This is a genomic window from Corynebacterium striatum (assembly GCF_016728105.1).
In the GTDB taxonomy this organism is placed as follows: domain Bacteria; phylum Actinomycetota; class Actinomycetes; order Mycobacteriales; family Mycobacteriaceae; genus Corynebacterium; species Corynebacterium striatum.
On sequence record NZ_CP068158.1, the window covers coordinates 624433 to 644872 of the forward strand.

The window sequence follows — 20440 nt, forward strand, 5'->3', positions numbered from 1 at the left end:
AACCCCAGCGCCACCGAAGTGACACTGGGGCGCATGCGAGGAAGCCTAGTGGCGGATATTCACGCGCTTGTGGTTGTTGGAGCCAGCCTCGATGAGCGCGACCATGCCCACGGCGTAGTCAGCGTAGGAAATCTCATTGTTGCCGTTGGCGTCAACAGTAAACGCGTCGGACTCAATGATCTCGAACGCGCCGGTGCGCTCGCCCTCGGCATCGAACTCGGCAGCCAGGGACACGAAGGTCCAATTGAAGTCGTCGCGCGTACGCAGGTAGTAGAGTTGCTCCGACTGTTGGGAGTTCTCCTTCAGCAGGTTCAACTTTAACGTCGAAGCCAGCCTTACGCACATGCGGTAGCTTTACGGAAGTAGGACCAAAAAGTAACCATCGAGGTCACAGCCATAAAACAGCCGCTTGCCCCTTTGCCCGCCTGCCCCGTCGAGACGACACTCACGCTTCTGTCCAATCGCTGGCGCGCCATGATCCTGCGCGATCTGCTTGACGGCACCATGCGTTTTAACGAGCTGCGCCGCTCCGTGACCGGCATTAGCCAGAAGGTTCTCACGTCGAACCTGCGCGAGATGGAAGACACGGGCCTCGTCCACCGCGAGGTCTTCGCCGAAGTCCCGCCCCGCGTCGAGTACGCACTCACTCCGCTCGGCCAGTCTATGCGCCCCATCCTCGACGCCATGGGGGAATGGGGCGAGCACTACCAGCAGCAGGTTGCCAAGGAGATCGCCTAGCACCGGTATCCACGCTCCGCCGCCGACCCCGCCCAGTCAGCTTTGGGTTTATGGCGCTTCGCGCCGCCAAACCAGCCCCGAAACGCAACAAAACCAAAGCCAGGATGTTCTGCGGCACCAGTCGTAACCCTAGCGCCGGTACCCACGTGGCCGGAATCCACCCGGCGCGGACCGCCAGCCTTCGCGGGCCGCATCAGCAGCACTGTCTCCAGAACCGGGTTCAGGCTCCGGCACGGACTCCAGCGCATCGGACAGCGACCGGCCCCGCCGGCTCGGCGCCGCGGAGGTCGAAAGCTTGCCGGAGATCCGCACGCCCTTCGGCGTAATCCCCGCGCCCTGCTCGCGCAGCTGATTCGCCAGCGGGGTCTCGAAGACCGAGGCCCCGTTGGCCTTTTCGATGGTGAGCGGCGAGAGGCGCCCAGATGCGACGGCCTCAGTGAGCGCCGCCACGATATAGCCCACGACCTCGCCGTCATCGATGCCTGCGGTCACCGGGAAGGTTGTGAGCGTCTTGCCGCCACGCGTGAGGTGTGCGACGGGCAGGCCGTCCACGAGCACCACCAAAGCACCCGCCGCGCGCGTGGGCGAGCCTTCCGTTTCCGGCCAGGGCAGCGCCGCACCGTAGGGGTTCGCCGGATCCGCCGCGGCGAGCAGGTAAGTCTGCGGCTCCTGCGTGCCCGACGGCCAGCCGGTCACGTCCGGAGAATCCGCGAGCCCGCGCAGGCGGTCAATTACCGCCGGGGTGGAAAACTGCGCGGCGCCGAGCCCCTCAATGACGTAGCCGCGCATGGCCTTGCCGGACTCCTCGAAGCCGGAAAGCACCTTATACGCCAGCGCGAAGCCGCCCAGCACATCTTCAGCGACGACGCTCCCGCGCGTGACCACGCCGTAGCGGTCAAGCCAGGCCTCGCCGTGTGCCAAAGAGCGAGCCGTTGCTTCCGATGCCGCCGGCACTGCCAGCGCCCAACGCCCCGCCACGTCCGGCGGGGTCAAGGTTGCACGCTGCGACTGGGCAAAAGACGTGCGGCCCATGCGCAGGCGGGAACGGGTGGGGCGTCGCTTAGCGCGGTGTGCAGTAGCCCCTGACCGCGAGCCCGCCGTGGCCACGTGCGTGCGAATCGGCGCAAAGGAATCCGGGCTGACCAGGCCCATCTCCACCAGCGACCACAACGCTTCGCGCAGCTCATCCGCGGTGCCGGGCACCTGAGAGAGAATGTCACCGAACAGGAAGCTACCGCCGCGCTGCAGGACCTCCAGCGTTGCAGACTGCAGCATGCTGAGCCCCAGCTCCTCTGGTTCGAGCTGCGGAGCCAGCTGCGCCGCGTAGTCGGCAGGCAGCAGCATGATCCACGGGTCATTCGCACCAGCCTTACCTGCACCGACGATGAGCACCTCGCCGTTTGCGGTGAGCTCATCGAGCATCGTCGGCGAATAGTCCCCCACTCGCGCGGGCAAGATGAGCGACTCCCACGCCGAGGCCGGCAAACGCACGCCCGCGAGCTGCTCAATCACGCTAAAGACTCCATCAGCACCGCGCAGGACTGGGCGCTTGCCCACGGGGGCCACCTGCTGCCAGTCCGGCAAGAAGCGGCCAAAGGTCGCCGCACTGACAGGTTCCGTCGCGGCGCGCGCGGCGGCCAGGGAACGGGAGCGAATCGTACGCAGCACCTCAGCCGCGCAATACTCTGCTTCCTCGATGCCTTGACGGTAGCGGCCTTCTACGATGGTGTCGATGGACTGCAACGCTGTGTGCGCAGTCGATGCTGACAGGCCGAAAGCATCCTGCAGATCCCGCAGCACGAATGGGCCGCGGGTGCGTGCCCAACGCGAGACAAGCTGCTGCAGGGCATCTGTGATGGTGGCTTGCTGCGCCGGGACGCCGGGCGGGACGGGGACGCCGAGGGCGTCGCGAAGCAGCGGGGCGTCGAGTGGCTGCGCGAAGTGCTCGCGGCCGCCAATGCGTACCCGCATCACGCGCGCACCCAAGGATTCGATGGCGCTGAGCGGGACATTCGTGTGCTCGGCCATCTCCTCGACAGGAATGGGGCCAAGCAACCGCAGCAGGTCCGCGACCTCCTCCGTGGTGCGGGCGCGGCGGTCCTCGGCTGTACGCTGCAGCTGTGCGTGGACCTGAGCGATGATTTCTGGGTCGAGTAGCTCCCGCAGCTCCACCGTTCCCAGCAGCTTTGACAGCAAAGCTGGGTCGAGGGCTAGGGCAGCCGCGCGCTTTTCTGCCAGCGGGGAATCGCCCTCGTACATAAACGCGCCGGTGTAATTAAACAGCAGCGTGGAGGCAAAAGGCGAAGGCTGCTCCGTAGTGACCTCCGCAATGCGCACGCGTCGGTGCCCCAACTCCCGCATGGTCTCTGTCAGCGCGGGAAGATCGTAGACGTCTTGCAGACACTCGCGGACTGTCTCCAGGATGATGGGGAACGAGGGATACTTGCGGGCGACGTCGAGAAGCTGCTCCGCACGCTGGCGCTGCTGCCACAAGGGGGCGCGCTTGCCGGGGTTGCGCCGCGGCAACAGAAGCGCACGCGCGGCACACTCGCGGAAGCGCGAAGCAAAGAGCGCGGAACCGCCCACCTGCTCCGTCACGATGTCGGTGATCTCATCTGCGTCAAAGACGAACAACGAGCCATCCGGCTCCTTCTCCCCTTCGGGAAGGCGCAGGACGATGCCGTCATCGCCGGCCACCGCCTGTGGGTCCATGCCGGTCAGCTCCGCCACGCGCTGCCCCACGGCCAGCGCCCACGCGGCATTAACGCCGCGGCCAAACGGGCTGTGCAGGACCACGCGCCAGTCCCCTAGTTCGTCCTTGAATCGCTCGAGCACCAGCGTCTTTTCATCCGGGATGATGCCTGTGGCCTCGTATTGTTCTTGGAGGTAGGCCGCGATATTTCGCGCGGCGTTCTCATCGGCGTCCTGCACGACGGACGGGTCCTGGTGGACTTCGCGGCGGTACGCACCCAGTGCTTGGCCCAGTTCATACGGGCGCCCGGCTTGATCGCCATTCCAGAAGGGCAAGCGCCCGGTGTGCCCCGGTGCGGGAGTCACGATGACTTGGTCGCGGGTGATCTCCTCGATGCGCCAGCTCGTGGCGCCCAGAGTAAAGATGTCTCCCACGCGGGACTCGTAGACCATTTCCTCGTCGAGCTCACCCACGCGGCGCGGGCCGCTGTTCTCCCCACCCGCAGGCAGGAAGACACCGAACATGCCGCGGTCAGGGATGGTTCCACCGTTGGTCACGGCCACTCGCTGCGCGCCTGGGCGCGGGCTCAGCATCCCCGTGATGCGGTCATAGACCACGCGGGGTTTGAGCTCAGAGAAGTCAGTCGAGGGATAAACCCCAGAGACCAAGTCGATGACCGAGTCGAAGACCTCCCGGGCCAGGTCACGATAAGGCCAGGCGCGGCGCACCATGGAGTACCAGGCATCAGCATCAAGGCCGCCCACGCTGTCGGCTTCCCCGAAGCCCTCAGCACCCGGCTGCACACCGCGCACAGTCACCGGCGCAACCTCGGCAGCAGCCACCGCCGCCACCGTCTGCTGCGCCAAAACGTCCAGAGGATTACGCGGCGAATGCATCTCCTCAATGAGGCCTTCGCGCATGCGGGAGACCGTCAGCGTCGATTGGACCAGGTCCGCCCGGTGCTTGGGATAGAAGGAGCCCTGCGAAACCGCACCGACGGAGTGCCCGGCGCGGCCCACGCGCTGCAGGCCAGAAGCCACTGAAGGAGGTGATTCTACTTGCACCACCAGCTCCACCGCGCCCATGTCGATACCGAGCTCCAACGAGCTCGTGGCCACCACAGCACGCAGGGAGCCTTCCTTGAGCATCGTCTCCGTAAGCAGGCGCTCGTCCTTGGACACCGATCCATGGTGTGCACGGGCGATAACGGCAGGCGCTGTGCCGGCGACGTCGACCTGCTTCATCAGCTGCGCCGGGTCCCGGCGCGTGGCCGGCGACAAGCTTTCCGGATCGTGCTCCTGCGCGTAGAGCTCGTTGAGCCGGGAGGTAAGACGCTCGGCAGTGCGCCGCGAATTCACAAAGACGAGGGTCGAGCGATGCTCCATGATTTCGGAGTAGAGGTCCTCCTCGATGAAGGGCCAGATGGACTTGGCCGTGGGCAAGGCGGAGTCCGAAGCCTGCAGGCGAGCCCCGTCGAAGGTGCCGGTGATACCCAGCGGATCGTCAACGGTCATCTCCCCAATGGTGGAACCTTGCTCCGGCGTCGGTAGGTCAGACATGTCCTCCACGGGCACATGGACATCGAGTTGCCAGCGCTTTAGCGCTGGTGGGGCCACAATGTCCACGGGGCGATCCCCACCCAAGAAGTTAGAGACCGCCGAAAGCGGACGCACCGTAGCCGAAAGTCCGATGCGCTGGAACTCGCCAGCCACCGCGGCCAGACGTTCCAGAGTCAACGCCAAGTGGACGCCGCGCTTGGTTCCGGCAAGCGCATGGATCTCGTCGATGATGACCGTATCCACGCTGGCCAGGATGCCCGCCGCCTTGGAGGTGAGCATGAGGTAGGCCGATTCCGGCGTGGTGATGAGGATGTCCGGGGGTTTTCGGATCTGCCGTGCGCGTTCGGCCGAAGGCGTATCCCCGGAGCGCACGCCCACGGTGATGTCCGGCACGTCGAGCCCCAAGCGCTCTGCCGTGCGCGCGATGCCATTGAGCGGCGCGCGCAGGTTGTTCTCCACGTCCACGCCGAGCGCCTTCAGCGGGGAGATATACAGCACCTTCACGCCCTGCGCCCCGCCCCGTACTGCCGGGCCCACGGGCAAGGCGGTTTGCCCTTCCTTTTCCACCAAGGAATTTAGTGCCCACAGAAAGGCCGCCAAGGTTTTACCAGAACCAGTCGGGGCTACCACGAGCGCGTGCGCGCCTTGGGAAATCTTGTCCCAGGCTTGTTCCTGAACAGGCGTGGGCGCTGCGAAAACATCCTCAAACCACTGCCCTACTTGCGGGCGGAAACGGCCAAGAATATTTTTTGACATGCCCTACTTTAACGCGCGCGGTAATCTGGCATACATGACCGTCGAGATTTCAGATTCCCGCCTTACCAATTCATTAGCCAACGGCTGTGGTGAGATCCTCAAGGGCGTGCGCAATGGTGGCCTGTTGCGCGGGCTTGCGCTTGGCGACGCCGGCGATGAAGCCGCCCAAGAATGGATCACCCGCGTCATCGCCCAGCACCGTCCGGCTGATGGCGTCCTCTCCGAAGAAGCGGCTGATGACCTCAGCCGCTTGAAGAAGGACCGCGTGTGGATCGTTGACCCACTCGACGGCACCAAGGAGTTCGCCACCGGCCGCCAGGACTGGGCCGTGCACATTGCGCTCGTCATCAACGGCATTCCGGAGCACGCCGCCGTGGCGATGCCGGACTTGGGCGTTACCTTCCGTTCGTCCGACGCCCGCGCGGTGACCGGCCCGCTGGCCAAGAAGTTCGTGGTCTCCCGTAACCGTCCGCCGCAGGTGGCCTCCCACATCGCTGAGAAGATGGGCTTTGAGACCGTCGGCATCGGCTCCGCTGGTGCGAAGGCCATGCACGTCCTTCTTGGCGACTTCGATGGCTACATTCACTCTGGTGGCCAGTACGAGTGGGACCAGGCTGCACCAGTAGGCGTGGCGATGGCAGCAGGCCTGCACTGCTCCCGCCTGGACGGCTCTCCGATCCGCTTCAACAACGAGGACACCTTCATCCCCGACCTTCTCATCTGCCGCCCTGAGCTGGCCGATGAGATCTTGGAGCACGCTAATGCCTACGCGGAGGCAAACGGCAGCTTCTAGCCTGCCAGCAGAAGTTAGAAACTTCGCGCGAGAGTAGCTACACTCGACACCATGATCCAGACCCCATATGAGGACCTCCTCCGCAAAGTTTTGGAAGAAGGCGCAGAAAAAGGTGACCGTACTGGCACCGGCACGCGCTCCATTTTCGGAGCGCAGCTGCGCTATAACCTGGCCGATTCATTCCCGCTGCTGACTACCAAGAAGGTCTACTTCCACGGTGTTATCGGCGAGCTGCTGTGGTTCCTCAAGGGCGACTCCAACGTGAAGTGGCTGCAGGACAACAACGTCCGTATCTGGAATGAGTGGGCTGACGCCGATGGCGAGCTGGGCCCTGTCTACGGCGTCCAGTGGCGCTCGTGGCCTACCCCGGATGGCACGCATGTTGACCAGATCCAGCAGGCTCTGGACACACTGCAGAATAATCCGGATTCTCGTCGCAACTTGGTCTCCGCCTGGAACGTGGCAGAACTAGACAAGATGGCGCTTATGCCCTGCCACCTGCTATTCCAGCTTTACGTGGCAGACGGCAAGCTCTCCCTGCAGGTCTATCAGCGTTCGGCGGACATGTTCCTAGGCGTGCCTTTCAACTTGGCTTCCTATGCCGCGTTGGCCCACATGTTTGCCCAACAGGCTGGTCTGGAGGTCGGCGAGCTCATCTGGACTGGCGGCGACTGCCACATCTACAACGACCACATTGAGCAGGTCAAGGAGCAGCTCTCCCGCGAGCCACGCCCCTACCCGCAGCTCAAGCTGCACAAGGCTGACTCATTGTTCGACTACACCTTCGACGATTTCGAGGTCGTAGGCTACGATCCCCACCCCACCATCAAAGCGCAGGTTTCCGTCTAATGCTGGGGGCTATTTGGGCGCAGTCCTTGGACGGCGTCATCGGCGATGGCGTGGCGATGCCGTGGCATGTTCCGGAGGATCTCAAGCACTTCAAAGAGGTCACCATCGGCTCGCCGGTGGTGATGGGCCGGCGCACGTGGGAGTCGCTGAACCCGAAGTTCCGCCCGTTGCCGGGCCGCGATAACTACGTTTTGTCCCGCAAGGCACCTGGCGCTTGGTCCGCTGGCGCCCAGGTCACCGCTAACATTTCACAACTTACGCACACGCTTGACGACGCCTGGTTCATCGGCGGCGGGCAGATCTATTCCTCCACTATCGATGATGTGGACATCATTGAGATAACCCTCATGGGAGTCAACATTGGGAATATTTACGGCGACGCCGCCGTTTATGCTCCTGAAGTGCCTGATTCTTTTGGATTGTCGGCAAGCACCGACTGGCTGACATCTGAGAAGGGCCACTTGACAATTCCGGGCCAACCGCCGAGTGAGTTGCCTATGAAGTACCGATTCTTAACCTACGAGCGAAAGGACGCCGCTTAAATGACCGTGGCAGCACCTGAGACTACCGAGCACGTCACCATCTTCTACGCCGACTGGTGCCCATTCTGCGCCAAGCTGCTCAAGGGCTTGAACCGCACTGAGACGCCTTATGCGCTTGTCGACGCCGAGGCCGAAGGCACCGAGGACATCAACGAGTGGATCAAGTCGGTTAACGACGGCAACCGCATCGTGCCCACGGTCCTCTACTCTGACGGCACCTACGAGACCAACCCGCCTGCTTCCGCAGTACGCGCCAAGCTCGCTGAGCTCGACGGCTCCACCAAGTAGAAGCCAGCTAGTCGCTATCGGCGAGCGACCCCGGATTAGTCGTCGTCCTCGCCGAAAAGCTCAACCATGTCCGCTGGTGACAACGTGCCACCCATCCCGGAGATTTCCTTCGAGTAGATGGTGTTGAGGTACTCGTCCAACGCTGCTTTAAGCTTCTGCGCATCGTACTTGTTGAGCAGCAGCAAGCGCTTGGAGGCCCCACCCGGGACGGCCTTCTCGATGGCAAGTGTTTCCACCCCGTCTTTGCTAATGGTCTCGGCGAATACCTCGCGTCGCTGCACGTCAGTGAAATGGACGATATTGTCATGATGATTTCCCATGGCTAACAAGTTATCCGATTTAACGCCAACTCGGGCGGTACTGGTAACCTAGTTTCGTTGCGTTAAGCACCCCCGCCCCAGTAGCTCAGGGGATAGAGCACGGCTCTCCTAAAGCCGGTGTCGGAGGTTCGAATCCTCTCTGGGGCACAATGTGAAGTCTCGAGACATCGTTCCTACGGTGTCTCGAGTTTTTCGTTTTGCTACTTAGCCCCCGGCTGATCTGCGTAACTGACGAGGAAGCCGCGTCCAGAGCAGAACCGGTGGGCTTCGTTGTCAGTTGTGCACGTTTCAGCTTCTGCCGTCGGTCCTCGGCGCGATACGCAAGGCCTTGCGTCGTGTTTGTGGTCGGTGCCGGTTCCGCGGCGTCCTGCTTTGCCCGCTGGATCTACGTAACTGACGAGGAAGCCGCGTCCAGAGCGTGTCTGATGGTTTGTGTGTGGGAGGATAGAATCAAATTTTTATGGAGGTTCGAGCATGGGACCCTTTACGGGAGCATCGAAAATTCATCTGTAGACTACTGAACCAGTGATAAATGCATTTCTTCAGCAAGGACTATGCTTTTACAAAACCCCGTCGGCCCATCTCCCGAATCTGAGTACATTGATGCAGATCAGCTTGCAGCCGAATGGAACCCAGACGAGTTTCCGCTGGTTGATTTGAATGACCCAGTTTCCCTAGAGGGCATTCCAGAAACTGTGCTTCTTCAGCTGCAACAAGAACAAGCTAATCGAGATTCATCTACCCCCCTGGAAAACCAGTGATACTAGTAGCCGTTCCCGCCTTGGCGGCAGGACTCATTTGGGGCCTAATTACAGGAATTATTTTCACCATAATAAACCACCGTCGCTACTTTAGAGGAAATGAAAAGACTCTGGACTCCAAAGTGAAGCTTGGCGCTTTTAGTTTATTCTGTTCCATTGTTTTCTTTATATGGATTAGGCCGGGAGGGTTTGAAAACTACCTATTAAGCGCAGCGCTTGTATCCCTCACTTTCGGCGTGGGAACATTCATTTCAGCAAAAACTATAATGTCAATATGGGGCCCGGAAAAATTTCCACGACCAGGCACTGATAAACCCTCCACTTGAGCAAATTAAAAATAAGAAGGACTCTTCCCGAACCCAGTTGATAAATTCAGCATATGATTAGCCAAATTGGCGAGCTTCTCGAAGAGGCACAGAGGTCTGGCTTAGCTACAAGCGAATTAGGGCTATGTACACAATCACGCTTTTCGAAACCAGTCTGCTGAGTTGGCTTGAACAACATAGCTTTTCAGCCGCTGAAAAATCGGTCAAATGAGGGGCCGATTTTTGAACTAACACCTCAAACAGGCGAAATTGCCAGTCCACTCTCACTAAGTATCGCCACCGGCCTTAACCAACAGCCGATGCATGCAGACGGAGCTCATCTGCGGACCACACCAGACTTTGTGCAGCTACTTGCCACGACGCTTCGACGCTTGAGGCAGTGCGCTGCCGGCGGCCTTCTTCGCAGCCGCACTATAACTCTTGCCGCGCAGCACCTTACTGGACGCCTTCGCTGTAGACCTGCTGGTCTGCTTGGGGTTGCGAGCCACTCTCCCCTCCCTCCCTAACAGGCGGATGATTCCCAGGACGAGGCAGCTAGCGACCCAGCTTGTGCAACTTGATCGTAGCGGTCCAGATCTTGACGGTGGTGGTGGCCTTGACGGTCACTGACCCCTTGCGGACCGTGTGCACCTAGCATCGAATGGTTGCCATTCCCTCTCCTTTCGAGTCAATCAGCCCGAGGGGAGAGATACTCCGCTACTACATCAGACGATGCATGGATTCTGACAGCTCTCAGGACTTGCAGGCGGGTCACCTCGCCGCAACGAGGCGCACCCTCTTTCATACCTAGCCCCATCTTGCGGAAACAGAATATCTAAGATAATATACTTCACACGATGGGTGATGAGCACTAGACGAGTAGAGAAGAATGAGTCACGTCAGATGGGCGCGGCGCTAGCGAACTGGACGAGGTGGACTTGGTGCGCATCCCCTTCGAGGACGACGAACTTCAACGAATGGCCGAGGATGCCTCCTACATCCCCAAACGATGGGGTTCGGACATCATTAAGGCATATCGCAAGAAAATCCAGATCCTGAAGGGAGCCGTGGACGAACGTGACCTGCGGGCCATGCGGTCGTTACATCTGGAACAACTGAAAGGCGACCGAGCCGGGTCCTCTTCAATCCGCCTGAACAAGCAGTTTCGGCTCATCCTCAAATTCACAACCAACAGCGATGGCCGCGTGGTCATCGTTATTGAAATGGTGGATTACCACTGAGAGAAGGTGAACTCATGAATACTCCAATTGCGGCGGAGCTATTCCCAGCCGGAGAGATCCTCGCTGACGAGCTAGACGCACGCGGCTGGACCCAAGCCGACTTTGCCGAGGTGCTCGGACGTCCAGCACAGTTTGTCTCGGAGATTATTTCCGGAAAGAAGGAGATCACGCGCGAATCCGCAGCCCAGATCGGCGCCGCCCTGGGCACCTCTGCAGAATTCTGGCTTAACCTCCAGGACTCCTATCTGCTATGGAAGCAGTCCCAGGACGACCGGATACAGGACAACCTCAGCGCCGTGAAAACCCGCGCCCAATTACGAGAGCTGGCCCCCGTCCCCCTGCTCGTCAAGCGGGGATACATCACAGCCACCGACGTGCAGAGTCAGGCATACGAGGTGCTGAATTTATTTGGCAAAAGATCCTTTGAAGATCCCTCGGGAATAAGCTTCGCCGCCCGCCGCAGTAACCACGAGGAAAATGTCACCGTTCTGCAGGAAGCGTGGGCGGCTTGCGTCAGGGCAACTGCCAGCGCCCTCGACGCTGCCCCCTACTCCCGTAAGGCACTAGAAGACCTCGCCCGGACGCTGTCGAGTAGAGCGCGTGACCCGCAGGCGTTTGCTGAGTTCCAGACTCTGTTCGCCGAGGTGGGGGTGAGACTTGTTTATGTGGAGGCTTTTCCGGGAGGAAAACTCGACGGCTGCGCTATGATGGTCGACGGGCACCCCGTGATTGGCATATCAGGACGAGGGAATCGGCTCGATAAGATACTATTTACCATCCTGCATGAAACAGCCCATATATTATTGGGTCACCTTGTCGATAATGGCGAGGTCATCCTCGATGACCTATCAGATGACAGTGCCAATAATGAAGCCGAGGCAGACCAGCTGGCCAGCGAACTCGCAATCTCTAGCCCTTTACCGGCAGTTCCTGATCGTGTGCACTCATCTTGGATTAAAGAACAAGCCAGCAACCTAGGGGTTCATCCCATCACTCTGATTGGAAGGCTTCAAAAAAAGGGTGACCTGTCGTGGAAAACTACTCTCGTACGCAACGCTCCCACCGTCATCGCTCAGCTTGAAAGCTGGAAATCACCCATCCCATCTTAACTGGGAATATTAGCTTCGTTCATCATCAGCAAAATGAAGTGTCCTAGGTTTTGAACCTAGGCATGTGCCTTGTTTTTCCATCTACTCAAACGGAACAAAACCTGGGGCACTTCACTTCAGATTGTTTGCTCGCGGCCAATGTCAATGCCCTGGCGGCGCTCCCATCGCTTGGAACCGCCACGCTCCTGAAAATGCTCCCCTATCGACAAAACGCTCAGACTTGTTAGGAGCCGTCTGAGCATTCCTGTGAGAGCAGACAACCGCAGAGAGCATTCGGGTTACCCACCTTGACCTGCACTAATATGGGCTAAGATTGCGCATATGACTAACGCAGCAAACAACCAAGAAACAAAGATTATTCGCACCTACGGCGTCGATGTCACCCGCATCGGCCCCACCCATTACCGCGCCACCAACGAGGAAGGGGCAAGCCTGGACTTCGGTCGCGGCGAGGGGCTGTTGACCCCGGTCGAACTCCTTCTTGCCGCCGTGGCAGGCTGCTCCGCCGTGGACGTCGACGTGGTCACATCCCGGCGCGCCGAACCTGAGGCGTTTGACGTACACGTCGAGGGAACGCGCGTCGACGAGGGCGGTGCCGCACGGCTTAGCGACGTCGAGGTCGGCTTCACCCTTCGCTTCCCCGACACCCCCGAAGGCCGCCAAGCGCAGTCGATGGTGGACAACCTAATTCGCATCTCCCATGAAAAGGACTGCACGGTATCCCGCACGGTTGAGCACCCGACGAATGTTAGGTTTCTCAATCAGTCCTAATCAGGTCACGCCTTGATTCCACGCCAAATCCTTAAACCCCCTACCCGAACGGCTTCTCGTCGTTTCAGTCGCGGACGACCTCAAGCGGTATTGCTTAATCCTAGATCTCTAATCTGCTGTGCGCTGCGGATCTGCATGCATCCATGCACGAGACACGCCACATACTACGGTACATTTGTTAACTAAAGTGATAAAAGTTAATTAGCTTGCGTAATCTCGCGCTCAACTTCGCTCTCGCTTTCAAAGTTCATGTACAAGGAGTAAGTCACCGTGTCTGCAACCTTCAACCGCCGTTCCCTGTTTAAGGCAGGCGCTGTGGTCCTTACCGCGGGCGTCGTCAGTGCCCAAGCCCCCTCCGCGCTCGCGTTGGGCCCGGTTCTCGGCACCATCATCGACTTCGCCGTGGGTGTTCCTTCCCCACAGGCAATCAAGAACGCCGGCCACCTGGGCGCCATTCGTTACGTGTCCCAGCGCCGCCCTGGCACTGAGACCTGGATGACCGGCAAGCCTGTGACATTGAAGGAAACCAAGGCCAACGCCGCCCTTGGCTTGGCCACGGCCTCCATCTATCAGTTCGGCCGCGCAGAAACCGCCGACTGGAAGCAAGGCGCTGCGGGCGCTGCTGTGCACGCACCGCAGGCAATCGCCATCCACAAAGCTGCGGGCGGCCCAACCAACCGCCCGATCTACATCGCCATCGATGACAACCCCACCCGCGCGCAGTACGACCAGCAGATCAAGCCCTACCTGCAGGCTTTCTCCAAGCTGCTTTCCGCGGCGGGCTACCAGACCGGCGTTTACGGAAACTACAACACCATCGAGTGGTGCGTGCAGGACCGCATCGGCTCCTTCTACTGGATGCACGATTGGGGTTCAGGTGGAAAGATCCACCCACGCACCACCATCCACCAGCTGCCGGGCTCCGCGCAGCGCGTGGTAGATGGCGTGACCGTGGATATCAACCACGTCTACGCACGCGACTGGGGTCAGTGGACGCCCGGCCAGGCAGCGCCAGCACCGGCTGCGCCATCCAAGCCAGGAACTGCTACCCCGGCACCCGCACCGTCGATTCCGGCAGGCTCCTCAGATGCACTAGGTGCGTTAAGCTCCCAGGTGGAGTCGATGGCCCCGGGCGTTACGATGCCGCGCGTTGACGCCAACGGCATCCGCATTGGAGGCTCGTCCGTATCCCAAGAACAGGTCAAGGGAGCCGTTGACCTGATTGCTACTTTGCAGAACGCGATGAAGTAGAAGTCTGCGAGGTTGACGACGTCGCTTTAGCCCGTGCCGATGGCGCGGGCTTTTTCTTATCAACCCCACTTTGCTTTGCAGAGGTTTCCTTCTTCGATTCGGAAGGCTCCTGCTTAGCGCTCGAGGACTTATCCGCTTTGTCAGAGTCCTTCTTCGCGGTGGAGGTTACGGTGATCGTCGTCTTCGATGCCGTGGTCGTCTCCACTTCTTCCCCACTCAGGGACTTATGGAAACGGGTGGTGCCCTCGCGAAGGTTTTCCGCGGTGACCTCAGACTTCACAAACTTGGTGAGATCATCGGCGCTGCCGGTGACAGAGGCCGCCACCACGAAGTTCCTGCCGAAGGAAACTGAGGAGTGCAGAGTCTTATCATTCGACCAGCCCCACTTTGTTCCCACCACGTTCTGCAGCTTGGCGGTGCCGTAGTCTTGCTCGTAACCGTCCTCCGAGACGGGATCGGCGTGGGCCATCGCCACAAGAACAGGGTGTGTAGGGTCGTCTTCCAACAGCTGCACAACAAAGCGCACGACGTCATAGGTCGACGTCACCGAGGTACCCCACTTATCCCCGGCCTTGGTGTTCAAAAGGCCGTATTCCTTGGCAATGGCATCAATGGACTTCGGGTACTTGTTAAAGAGGTCTTCCGCGCTGGTATCGGAAGAGTTCGCAATCATGTCCAGGGCTTCGTACTTGTCATTGAAGGAGCCCTCTTCCAACACATAGGTAGCGATGTAGAGCTTGATGAGGCTGAGGGCAGGACGCGGCTCATGCTCGTTCTTGGTGGCCATCCGCATGCCGTCCCCCACGCGGTAGTAGCTCAGTTGCTGGTGGTCTTCGCCACCTAGGAATTGGCTCACCGAATCAGGCTGCCCATTCAGGTCCGCGTCGCCCTTCTCGTGCTCGGCGGCACGGGCTGCAGCAGCGCTTGACGACGCCCCCTTCTCCTGCGCTGCGCGCTCATCTGCGGGTGTGCAGGCGACGAGCAGCGAGCCGGCGACTGAAAACGCGGCGAGGGCGGCCCCGAACCTCATCGGAGCCGCCTTCGTTTCTAGAAAAGAACTAAGCACGGTCTAGATAGTACTGCAGTCCCTTGTGTGCTTTAGTGGTCGACTGGCGCCTCAACGCCAACGCCGGTCAGGGAGCGAACTTCCATCTCAGCGGAGAGCTCTTCGAAGTTGTCCGGCGGGGTCATCAGGGAGACAATCCAGCCAGCCAGGAAGGACAGCGGGATGGAGACGATGCCTGGCGAGGACAGCGGGAACAGTGCCCAATCTGCGTTCGGGAACATCGAGGTCTCGGTACCGGATACTGCCGGGGAGAAGAAGATGAGGAGCAAGCAGGAGATAACACCGGTGTACATGGAGGCCACAGCACCTGCGGTGTTGAAGCGGCGCCAGTACAGGGAGTACAGGATGGTCGGCAAGTTTGCAGACGCAGCCACTGCGAAGGCAAGGGAGACCAGGAAGGCGACGTTCTGAGTCATGGCGAGGATGCCCAGGATGATAGACACGATGCCGAGGACCACAACGGTGATCTGGGAGACGCGAACCTGCTCAGCCTCGGTGGACTCGCCGTTACGGATGACGGAGTGGTAGACGTCGTGTGCAATGGACGCGGAAGCGGTGATGGCAAGACCTGCAACGACGGCCAGAACGGTAGCGAAGGCCACTGCGGAGATGACTGCCATGAATACAGAGCCACCCAGCTCCAGCGCCAGCAGCGGTGCCGCGGCGTTTGCGCCGCCCGGTGCGGCGAGGATGCGGTCCGGACCAACCAGTGCAGCAGCGCCGTAGCCCAGGATGAGGGTCATCAGGTAGAAAGCACCGATGATGACGATGGCCCAGGTAACGGAACGACGAGCCTCAGTTGCGGTAGGCACGGTGTAGAAGCGCATCAGAACGTGTGGCAGGCCGCCAACGCCGAGGACCAGAGCGATACCCAGGGAGATGAAGTCAAGCTTGGTGGTGAGGGACTTGCCATACTTCAGGCCTGGCTCCATGATCTGGGAGGCCTCGTAGCCCTTCTCCTTGATGTAGTCAGAGCCAGCGTGCATGTCGATAGCGTCAGAGAACAGGGTGCTGAAGCCGCCCTTGATGGCGAAGAAGGTCATGGCGCACATTGCCACGACGCCGGTAACCAGCAGGACAGCCTTGATCATCTGGACGTAGGTGGTGCCCTTCATACCGCCAACGAGAACGTAGACGATCATGAGGATGCCGACGATGCCGACGACGACTGCCTGCCAGGTGAAGTCATGAATGTCCAGCAGAACGGAAACCAGGGAGCCTGCACCGGCCATCTGAGCGATGAGGTAGAACAAAGAAACAAACAGCGTGGAGATAGCCGCAGCCACGCGAACTGGGCGCTGCTTCAGGCGGAAGGACAAAACGTCCGCCATGGTGAAGCGGCCAACGTTACGCATTGGCTCGGCCACGAGCATCAGCGCGACCAGCCAGGCCACGAAGAAGCCTACGGAGTAGAGGAATCCGTCGTAACCGGTCAGCGCCACAGCGCCGACGATGCCGAGGAAGGAAGCCGCGGAGAGGTAGTCACCGGAGATTGCCAGGCCGTTCTGGCGTCCGGAGAAGGAACCACCGCCGGTGTAGAAGTCAGAGGCTTCCTTAGTGGACTTGCCTGCTCGCAGAACCACCCACATGGTGATAACGAGGAAGGCACCGAACACAGCGATGTTGAGTACCGGGTTGCCGGCAGCCGAGTCTGCAGTTTCTGCAGCGAGGTTGTAAGTCAGCATCTTTAGCCCTCCAATGCTTCACGGATAGCGGCCGAACGCGGCTCGATGTTCTTGTTTGCGTATTTAACGTAAATCCAGGTAATCGCGAAGGTGGTCACGAACTGGGCGATACCGAAGACGAGGCCTACGTTCCAGCCGCCGCCGAGCTCGGTGCCCATAAGGTCTGGGGCGAAGACTGCAGCGAGGACGTAGACGACGTACCACACGAAAAAGGCGATGGTCATCGGGAAGGTGAAGTTGCGGTAAGCTCCGCGCAACTCTTTAAACTGCGCACTGTCGCGCATCTCGATGAACTCCTGCGCCGTCGGCTCGCGACGGGTAGGAATCGAGGCAGGTGAGTTACTCATGGCGCTCTCCTTGTGGGTTGTCCTATTTCACAAAATGTCATTCACGAGCGTGACCCTGCCCTCGCGAAACCACCCAGGATTGAAGAGAATCCTTGAATGGACGCGGTGGCATTCATCACGTTTCGTCTGGAAAGTAAGTTACCCAACTCACATTGCAAGGTTGTAAACCTTGCCAAGAAAATTTGAATTCGCAAGACTTAGCCACCCCCTTTAAGCGCCCTTACCTGCAGAGTTAACAATTAGCAAAGTACCCCCAAAATCGAAAGAACTGCACATTGCAAATTTTGTGAATCAAGGTGTGGCAAAGATCGCAGTCCCATAAAAGCAAAAGTGGCAGCGCGAGGCGCTACCACCTCACACTGCCACTGCAGGTCTATCGTGCGCTTTAGCCAGGGAACTCGCGTGGGTCCTTGTACAAGCGTCCGCTACCGTCTCCCCCGACCTCAAGGCCATCGAGGACAGCAATATCATCACGGCTAAGTTCGAGCTCCGCAGCAGCGAGGTTTTCAACCAAACGCTCGCGCTTACGCGACTTAGGGATAACGGAGATTCCCTTGGCCAGCAGGTAGGCAATGGCGACCTGACCTGCCGTTGCCTCATGCTTCGCGGCAACAGCCTTAACGTCAGGGTTGTTGATTACCTCTCCCCTAGCAAGCGGCGACCAAGCCTCGGTGACAATGTCATGTTCGTTGTGGAACTCACGCAGTTCCGGCTGCGTGAAGCCTGGGTGCAGCTCCACCTGGTTGAGGACTGGCACGATGCCAGTCCGGGCGATGAGTTCCTGCAGGGTCTCTTCGTAGAAGTTCGCAACACCAATGGATGCGATCTGCCCCATGCCCTGCAAACGAGCCATCTCTTCGAAGGTCTCTACGTACAGCCCACCTTGCGGCCATGGCCAATGAATAAGGTAGAGGTCCAGGTAATCCAGCTGCAGCTTCTTGAGGGATTCACTGAAGGCCGCATCAACTTTGTTGGCACCGTGGCTATCGTGCCAGACCTTGGAGGTGATGAAGAGCTCGTCGCGCGTGACGTCGCCGGCCCGCATGGCGTCGTTAAGCGCCTGCCCCAGCTCAGCTTCGTTCTCATAGAGGGTCGCGGTGTCAAAGTGACGGTAGCCGAGGTCAATTGCCTCGCGTACGGCGTTGATGCACTCATCGCCGGTCATCTTGTAGGTTCCGAGACCCAGCTGCGGCATCTCGCGGTCATCATTAAAAGGGATAAATGGGACACTCATGTCTCCATTGTGCACGAGATTCCCATGCAATGGGCCAAGAAGGCTTAGGTGATTAGAAAACCCCGCAAGCTATCATCTTGCGATGATGACAGACGGGGTAAAAGAGAACTGTCTTAGGCGCGAATAAGGTCAATAACGAAGACCAAGGTGCGACCAGCGAGTGGGTGCGCACCGCCGGCTGGGCCATAAGCCTTCTCCGGCGGGATGATGAGCTTGCGGCGACCGCCGACCTTCATCCCGGGGATACCTTCCTGCCAGCCGGCGATGAGACCGGTCAGCGGGAACTCGATGGACTGGCCACGACCCCAGGAAGAGTCGAACTCCTGGTTATCCTCGTACGAGACGCCCACGTAGTGAACCTCTACGAAGCCACCCGGCTGTGCCTCTGCGCCATCGCCAACAACGATGTCCTCGATAACCAGCTCAGTCGGGGCCGGCTCAGTATGAGCCTCAATTACGGGCTTATCCATTGGGGAAAATCCTCCTTGGGAAACGTTTGTTTTATAGGTTCGACACCCAACCTTCTTCCCGCCTCACGGTGAGAATCGGGTTAGTCAGAACGATAAAAGCCGAACCACAGTGTTCCCAGTATACGGGTTCAACTGCAATTCGGCTTCATTTGTGCACCCTAGGACGATTTACGGGCCTCGTCGTCTAGCTCAAGCTAGACAGCGCAAGCTCTCAATCGCACTACTAGCGTGCAGAAAGTGGAGTGCTTATGCACGCTCCGCGCGCGGGGTAACCTTGCGCAGGGTCTCACCGGTGTAGATCTGACGCGGACGGTTGATCTTGGTGTTGAATTCCAGCTGCTCACGGTACTGCGCAATCCAGCCTGGGAGACGGCCGATTGCGAACAGTACGGTGAAGAAGTCGGTTGGGAAGCCCATCGCACGGTAGATAAGACCGGTGTAGAAGTCGACGTTCGGGTACAGCTTGCGGGACACGAAGTAATCGTCCTCGAGAGCGATCTTCTCGAGGTCCATTGCCAGATCCAGCATTGGGTCGCCACCGAGGTGCTCGAGAATCTCGTGTGCAGTCTCCTTGACGATGGCAGCACGTGGGTCGTAGTTCTTGTACACGCGGTGGCCGAAGCCCATCAGGCGAACGCCCTTTTCCTTGTTCTTCACGCGGTTCATGAAGTCAGTTGCGTCGCCACCGTTGTTCTTCTGGATATCATCCAGCATCTCCAGAACGGCCTGGTTTGCACCACCGTGCAGAGGGCCGGACAGAGCGTTGATGCCACCAGCAATGGCAACGAAGAGGTTTGCCTGAGCAGAACCAATCATGCGGACGGTGGAAGTGGAGCAGTTCTGCTCGTGGTCAGCGTGCAGGATGAGCAGCTTATCGAGGGCCTTGGAGACAACTGGGTCAACCTCGTACTCCTCAGTTGGGTAACCAAACATCATGCGCAGGAAGTTCTCGCGAGCGTTCAGCTTGTTATCCGGGTACATGTAAGGCTTACCCTGCGATGCACGGTATGCGTATGCAGCCAGCATTGGCACCTTAGCCAGGAGGCGAACGGTAGCCTTATCGAGCTGCTCCTCATCCAGCGGATCGAGCTGGTCCTGGTAGTAGGTGGAAAGAATGTTAACCGAGGAAGCCAGAACGGCCATCGGGTGCGCGTTACGCGGGAAGATGTTGAACTGTGCCTTAAAGTCCTCATCCAGCAAGGTGTGGTGACGGATCTCGTTATTAAACTCGGCCAGCTGCTCCTGGTTTGGCAGCTCACCCTTGATCAAGAGGTAAGAGACCTCGTTGAAGGTGGCGTTGTTTGCCAGGTCAGCGATGTCATAACCGCGGTGGCGAAGAATGCCCTCCTCACCATTGATGAAGGTGATCTTGGACTCGGTGGAACCGGTGGCTGCGTAGCCCGGGTCAAAGGTAACGAGACCCGTCTCATTGCGAAGCTTGCCAATATCAAAACCAGAGTCGCCTTCGGTGGACTGCTTAATGTCCATCTCGTACTCGCCACCTGGGTAGTGGAGAACAACCTTGTTGTCTTCAGAAGCCACTTGTTGATCCTTTCTCAACATTTAACGCCGGATTCATGCCGGCAAGATCCTTTAAATCTCTTCACACTTTATCAAAAGTTGTGACGCTGCCAACATCAGGTATTTTCAACTTCCACCAATA

General features: G+C 59.3%; 19 protein-coding genes and 1 tRNA gene. 11 read left to right on the forward strand and 9 right to left on the reverse strand.

Translation table 11 applies throughout. The annotated features are described in order from the left end of the window. Positions 1–45: 45 nt before the first annotated feature. A complete protein-coding gene (locus I6I72_RS02910) occupies positions 46–345 on the reverse strand; it encodes an NAD(P)-dependent oxidoreductase (protein WP_005530239.1) in 300 nt (99 codons plus the stop codon). Between the two features lie 72 nt (positions 346–417). Between I6I72_RS02910 and I6I72_RS02915 the strand changes: the two genes are divergently transcribed. Continuing rightward, positions 418–738, forward strand: a complete 321-nt coding sequence (locus tag I6I72_RS02915; protein WP_265342600.1) for a winged helix-turn-helix transcriptional regulator — start codon at positions 418–420, stop codon at positions 736–738. Positions 739–867: 129 nt separating this feature from the next. Here the strand turns inward: I6I72_RS02915 and I6I72_RS02920 are convergent, their stop codons facing one another. Continuing rightward, positions 868–5745 carry an Lhr family ATP-dependent helicase gene (locus I6I72_RS02920; protein ID WP_201807448.1) on the reverse strand — a complete coding sequence of 1626 codons (4878 nt, stop codon included), beginning with the start codon at positions 5743–5745 and terminating at the stop codon, positions 868–870. 34 nt (positions 5746–5779) lie between these two features. Here I6I72_RS02920 and I6I72_RS02925 point away from each other — a divergent pair, with 34 nt between their 5' ends. Genes I6I72_RS02925 through I6I72_RS02940 form a run of 4 tightly spaced genes read left to right on the forward strand, consistent with a single transcriptional unit; the run spans position 5780 to position 8217 of the window. After that, positions 5780–6538: a 3'(2'),5'-bisphosphate nucleotidase CysQ gene (locus I6I72_RS02925; protein ID WP_034657244.1), complete on the forward strand. Its 759-nt coding sequence runs from the start codon at positions 5780–5782 to the stop codon at positions 6536–6538. Between the two features lie 51 nt (positions 6539–6589). Beyond that, positions 6590–7387, forward strand: coding sequence for a thymidylate synthase (locus I6I72_RS02930; RefSeq protein ID WP_005530247.1), 798 nt, complete (start codon positions 6590–6592; stop codon positions 7385–7387). Then, entirely contained in the window at positions 7387–7929 is a 543-nt protein-coding gene (locus I6I72_RS02935) for a dihydrofolate reductase (protein ID WP_005530249.1), read from the forward strand. The genes I6I72_RS02930 and I6I72_RS02935 overlap by 1 nt, the downstream gene beginning before the upstream one ends. Next, on the forward strand, positions 7930–8217 hold the full coding sequence (locus I6I72_RS02940; protein WP_005530251.1) for a glutaredoxin domain-containing protein: 288 nt from the start codon (positions 7930–7932) through the stop codon (positions 8215–8217). It begins immediately after the preceding gene. A gap of 35 nt (positions 8218–8252) precedes the next feature. On the opposite strand, the gene I6I72_RS02945 is transcribed toward I6I72_RS02940, so the two are convergent. Further along, positions 8253–8537 carry a hypothetical protein gene (locus tag I6I72_RS02945; RefSeq protein ID WP_049062779.1) on the reverse strand — a complete coding sequence of 95 codons (285 nt, stop codon included), beginning with the start codon at positions 8535–8537 and terminating at the stop codon, positions 8253–8255. Positions 8538–8611: 74 nt separating this feature from the next. On the opposite strand from I6I72_RS02945, the gene I6I72_RS02950 reads away from it, so the two are divergent. The 6 genes from I6I72_RS02950 to I6I72_RS02975 all read left to right on the forward strand — a co-directional run bounded on the left by I6I72_RS02950 (position 8612) and on the right by I6I72_RS02975 (position 13975). After that, positions 8612–8684, forward strand: a tRNA-Arg gene (locus I6I72_RS02950). A gap of 407 nt (positions 8685–9091) precedes the next feature. Next, on the forward strand, positions 9092–9298 hold the full coding sequence (locus I6I72_RS02955; protein ID WP_046645055.1) for a hypothetical protein: 207 nt from the start codon (positions 9092–9094) through the stop codon (positions 9296–9298). 1246 nt (positions 9299–10544) lie between these two features. Continuing rightward, entirely contained in the window at positions 10545–10844 is a 300-nt protein-coding gene (locus I6I72_RS02960; protein WP_065420415.1) for a type II toxin-antitoxin system RelE/ParE family toxin, read from the forward strand. Positions 10845–10858: 14 nt separating this feature from the next. After that, a complete protein-coding gene (locus I6I72_RS02965; RefSeq protein ID WP_005530258.1) occupies positions 10859–11953 on the forward strand; it encodes a HigA family addiction module antitoxin in 1095 nt (364 codons plus the stop codon). Between the two features lie 321 nt (positions 11954–12274). Further along, positions 12275–12724: an OsmC family protein gene (locus I6I72_RS02970; RefSeq protein WP_049147514.1), complete on the forward strand. Its 450-nt coding sequence runs from the start codon at positions 12275–12277 to the stop codon at positions 12722–12724. 270 nt (positions 12725–12994) lie between these two features. Next, complete coding sequence (locus I6I72_RS02975; protein WP_034657208.1) at positions 12995–13975, forward strand: DUF1906 domain-containing protein; 981 nt, start codon at positions 12995–12997, stop codon at positions 13973–13975. On the opposite strand, the gene I6I72_RS02980 is transcribed toward I6I72_RS02975, so the two are convergent. From I6I72_RS02980 to I6I72_RS03005, 6 genes are all read right to left on the reverse strand, one after another. Then, the gene (locus I6I72_RS02980; RefSeq protein WP_049147511.1) at positions 13950–15005 is read right to left on the reverse strand and encodes a hypothetical protein; all 1056 of its coding nucleotides are present in this window, start codon (positions 15003–15005) and stop codon (positions 13950–13952) included. The two genes, I6I72_RS02975 and I6I72_RS02980, sit on opposite strands and share 26 nt — an antisense overlap. 68 nt (positions 15006–15073) lie before the next feature. After that, a complete protein-coding gene (locus tag I6I72_RS02985) occupies positions 15074–16726 on the reverse strand; it encodes a solute symporter family protein (RefSeq protein WP_005530262.1) in 1653 nt (550 codons plus the stop codon). Positions 16727–16728: 2 nt separating this feature from the next. Further along, positions 16729–17073, reverse strand: a complete 345-nt coding sequence (locus I6I72_RS02990; protein WP_005530263.1) for a DUF485 domain-containing protein — start codon at positions 17071–17073, stop codon at positions 16729–16731. A gap of 385 nt (positions 17074–17458) precedes the next feature. Next, entirely contained in the window at positions 17459–18307 is an 849-nt protein-coding gene (locus tag I6I72_RS02995) for an aldo/keto reductase (protein ID WP_049063627.1), read from the reverse strand. A 113-nt stretch (positions 18308–18420) separates the two neighbouring features. After that, positions 18421–18777 carry an FKBP-type peptidyl-prolyl cis-trans isomerase gene (locus I6I72_RS03000; RefSeq protein ID WP_005530265.1) on the reverse strand — a complete coding sequence of 119 codons (357 nt, stop codon included), beginning with the start codon at positions 18775–18777 and terminating at the stop codon, positions 18421–18423. A 246-nt stretch (positions 18778–19023) separates the two neighbouring features. Further along, entirely contained in the window at positions 19024–20319 is a 1296-nt protein-coding gene (locus tag I6I72_RS03005) for a citrate synthase (RefSeq protein WP_080548627.1), read from the reverse strand. Positions 20320–20440: the final 121 nt, after the last annotated feature.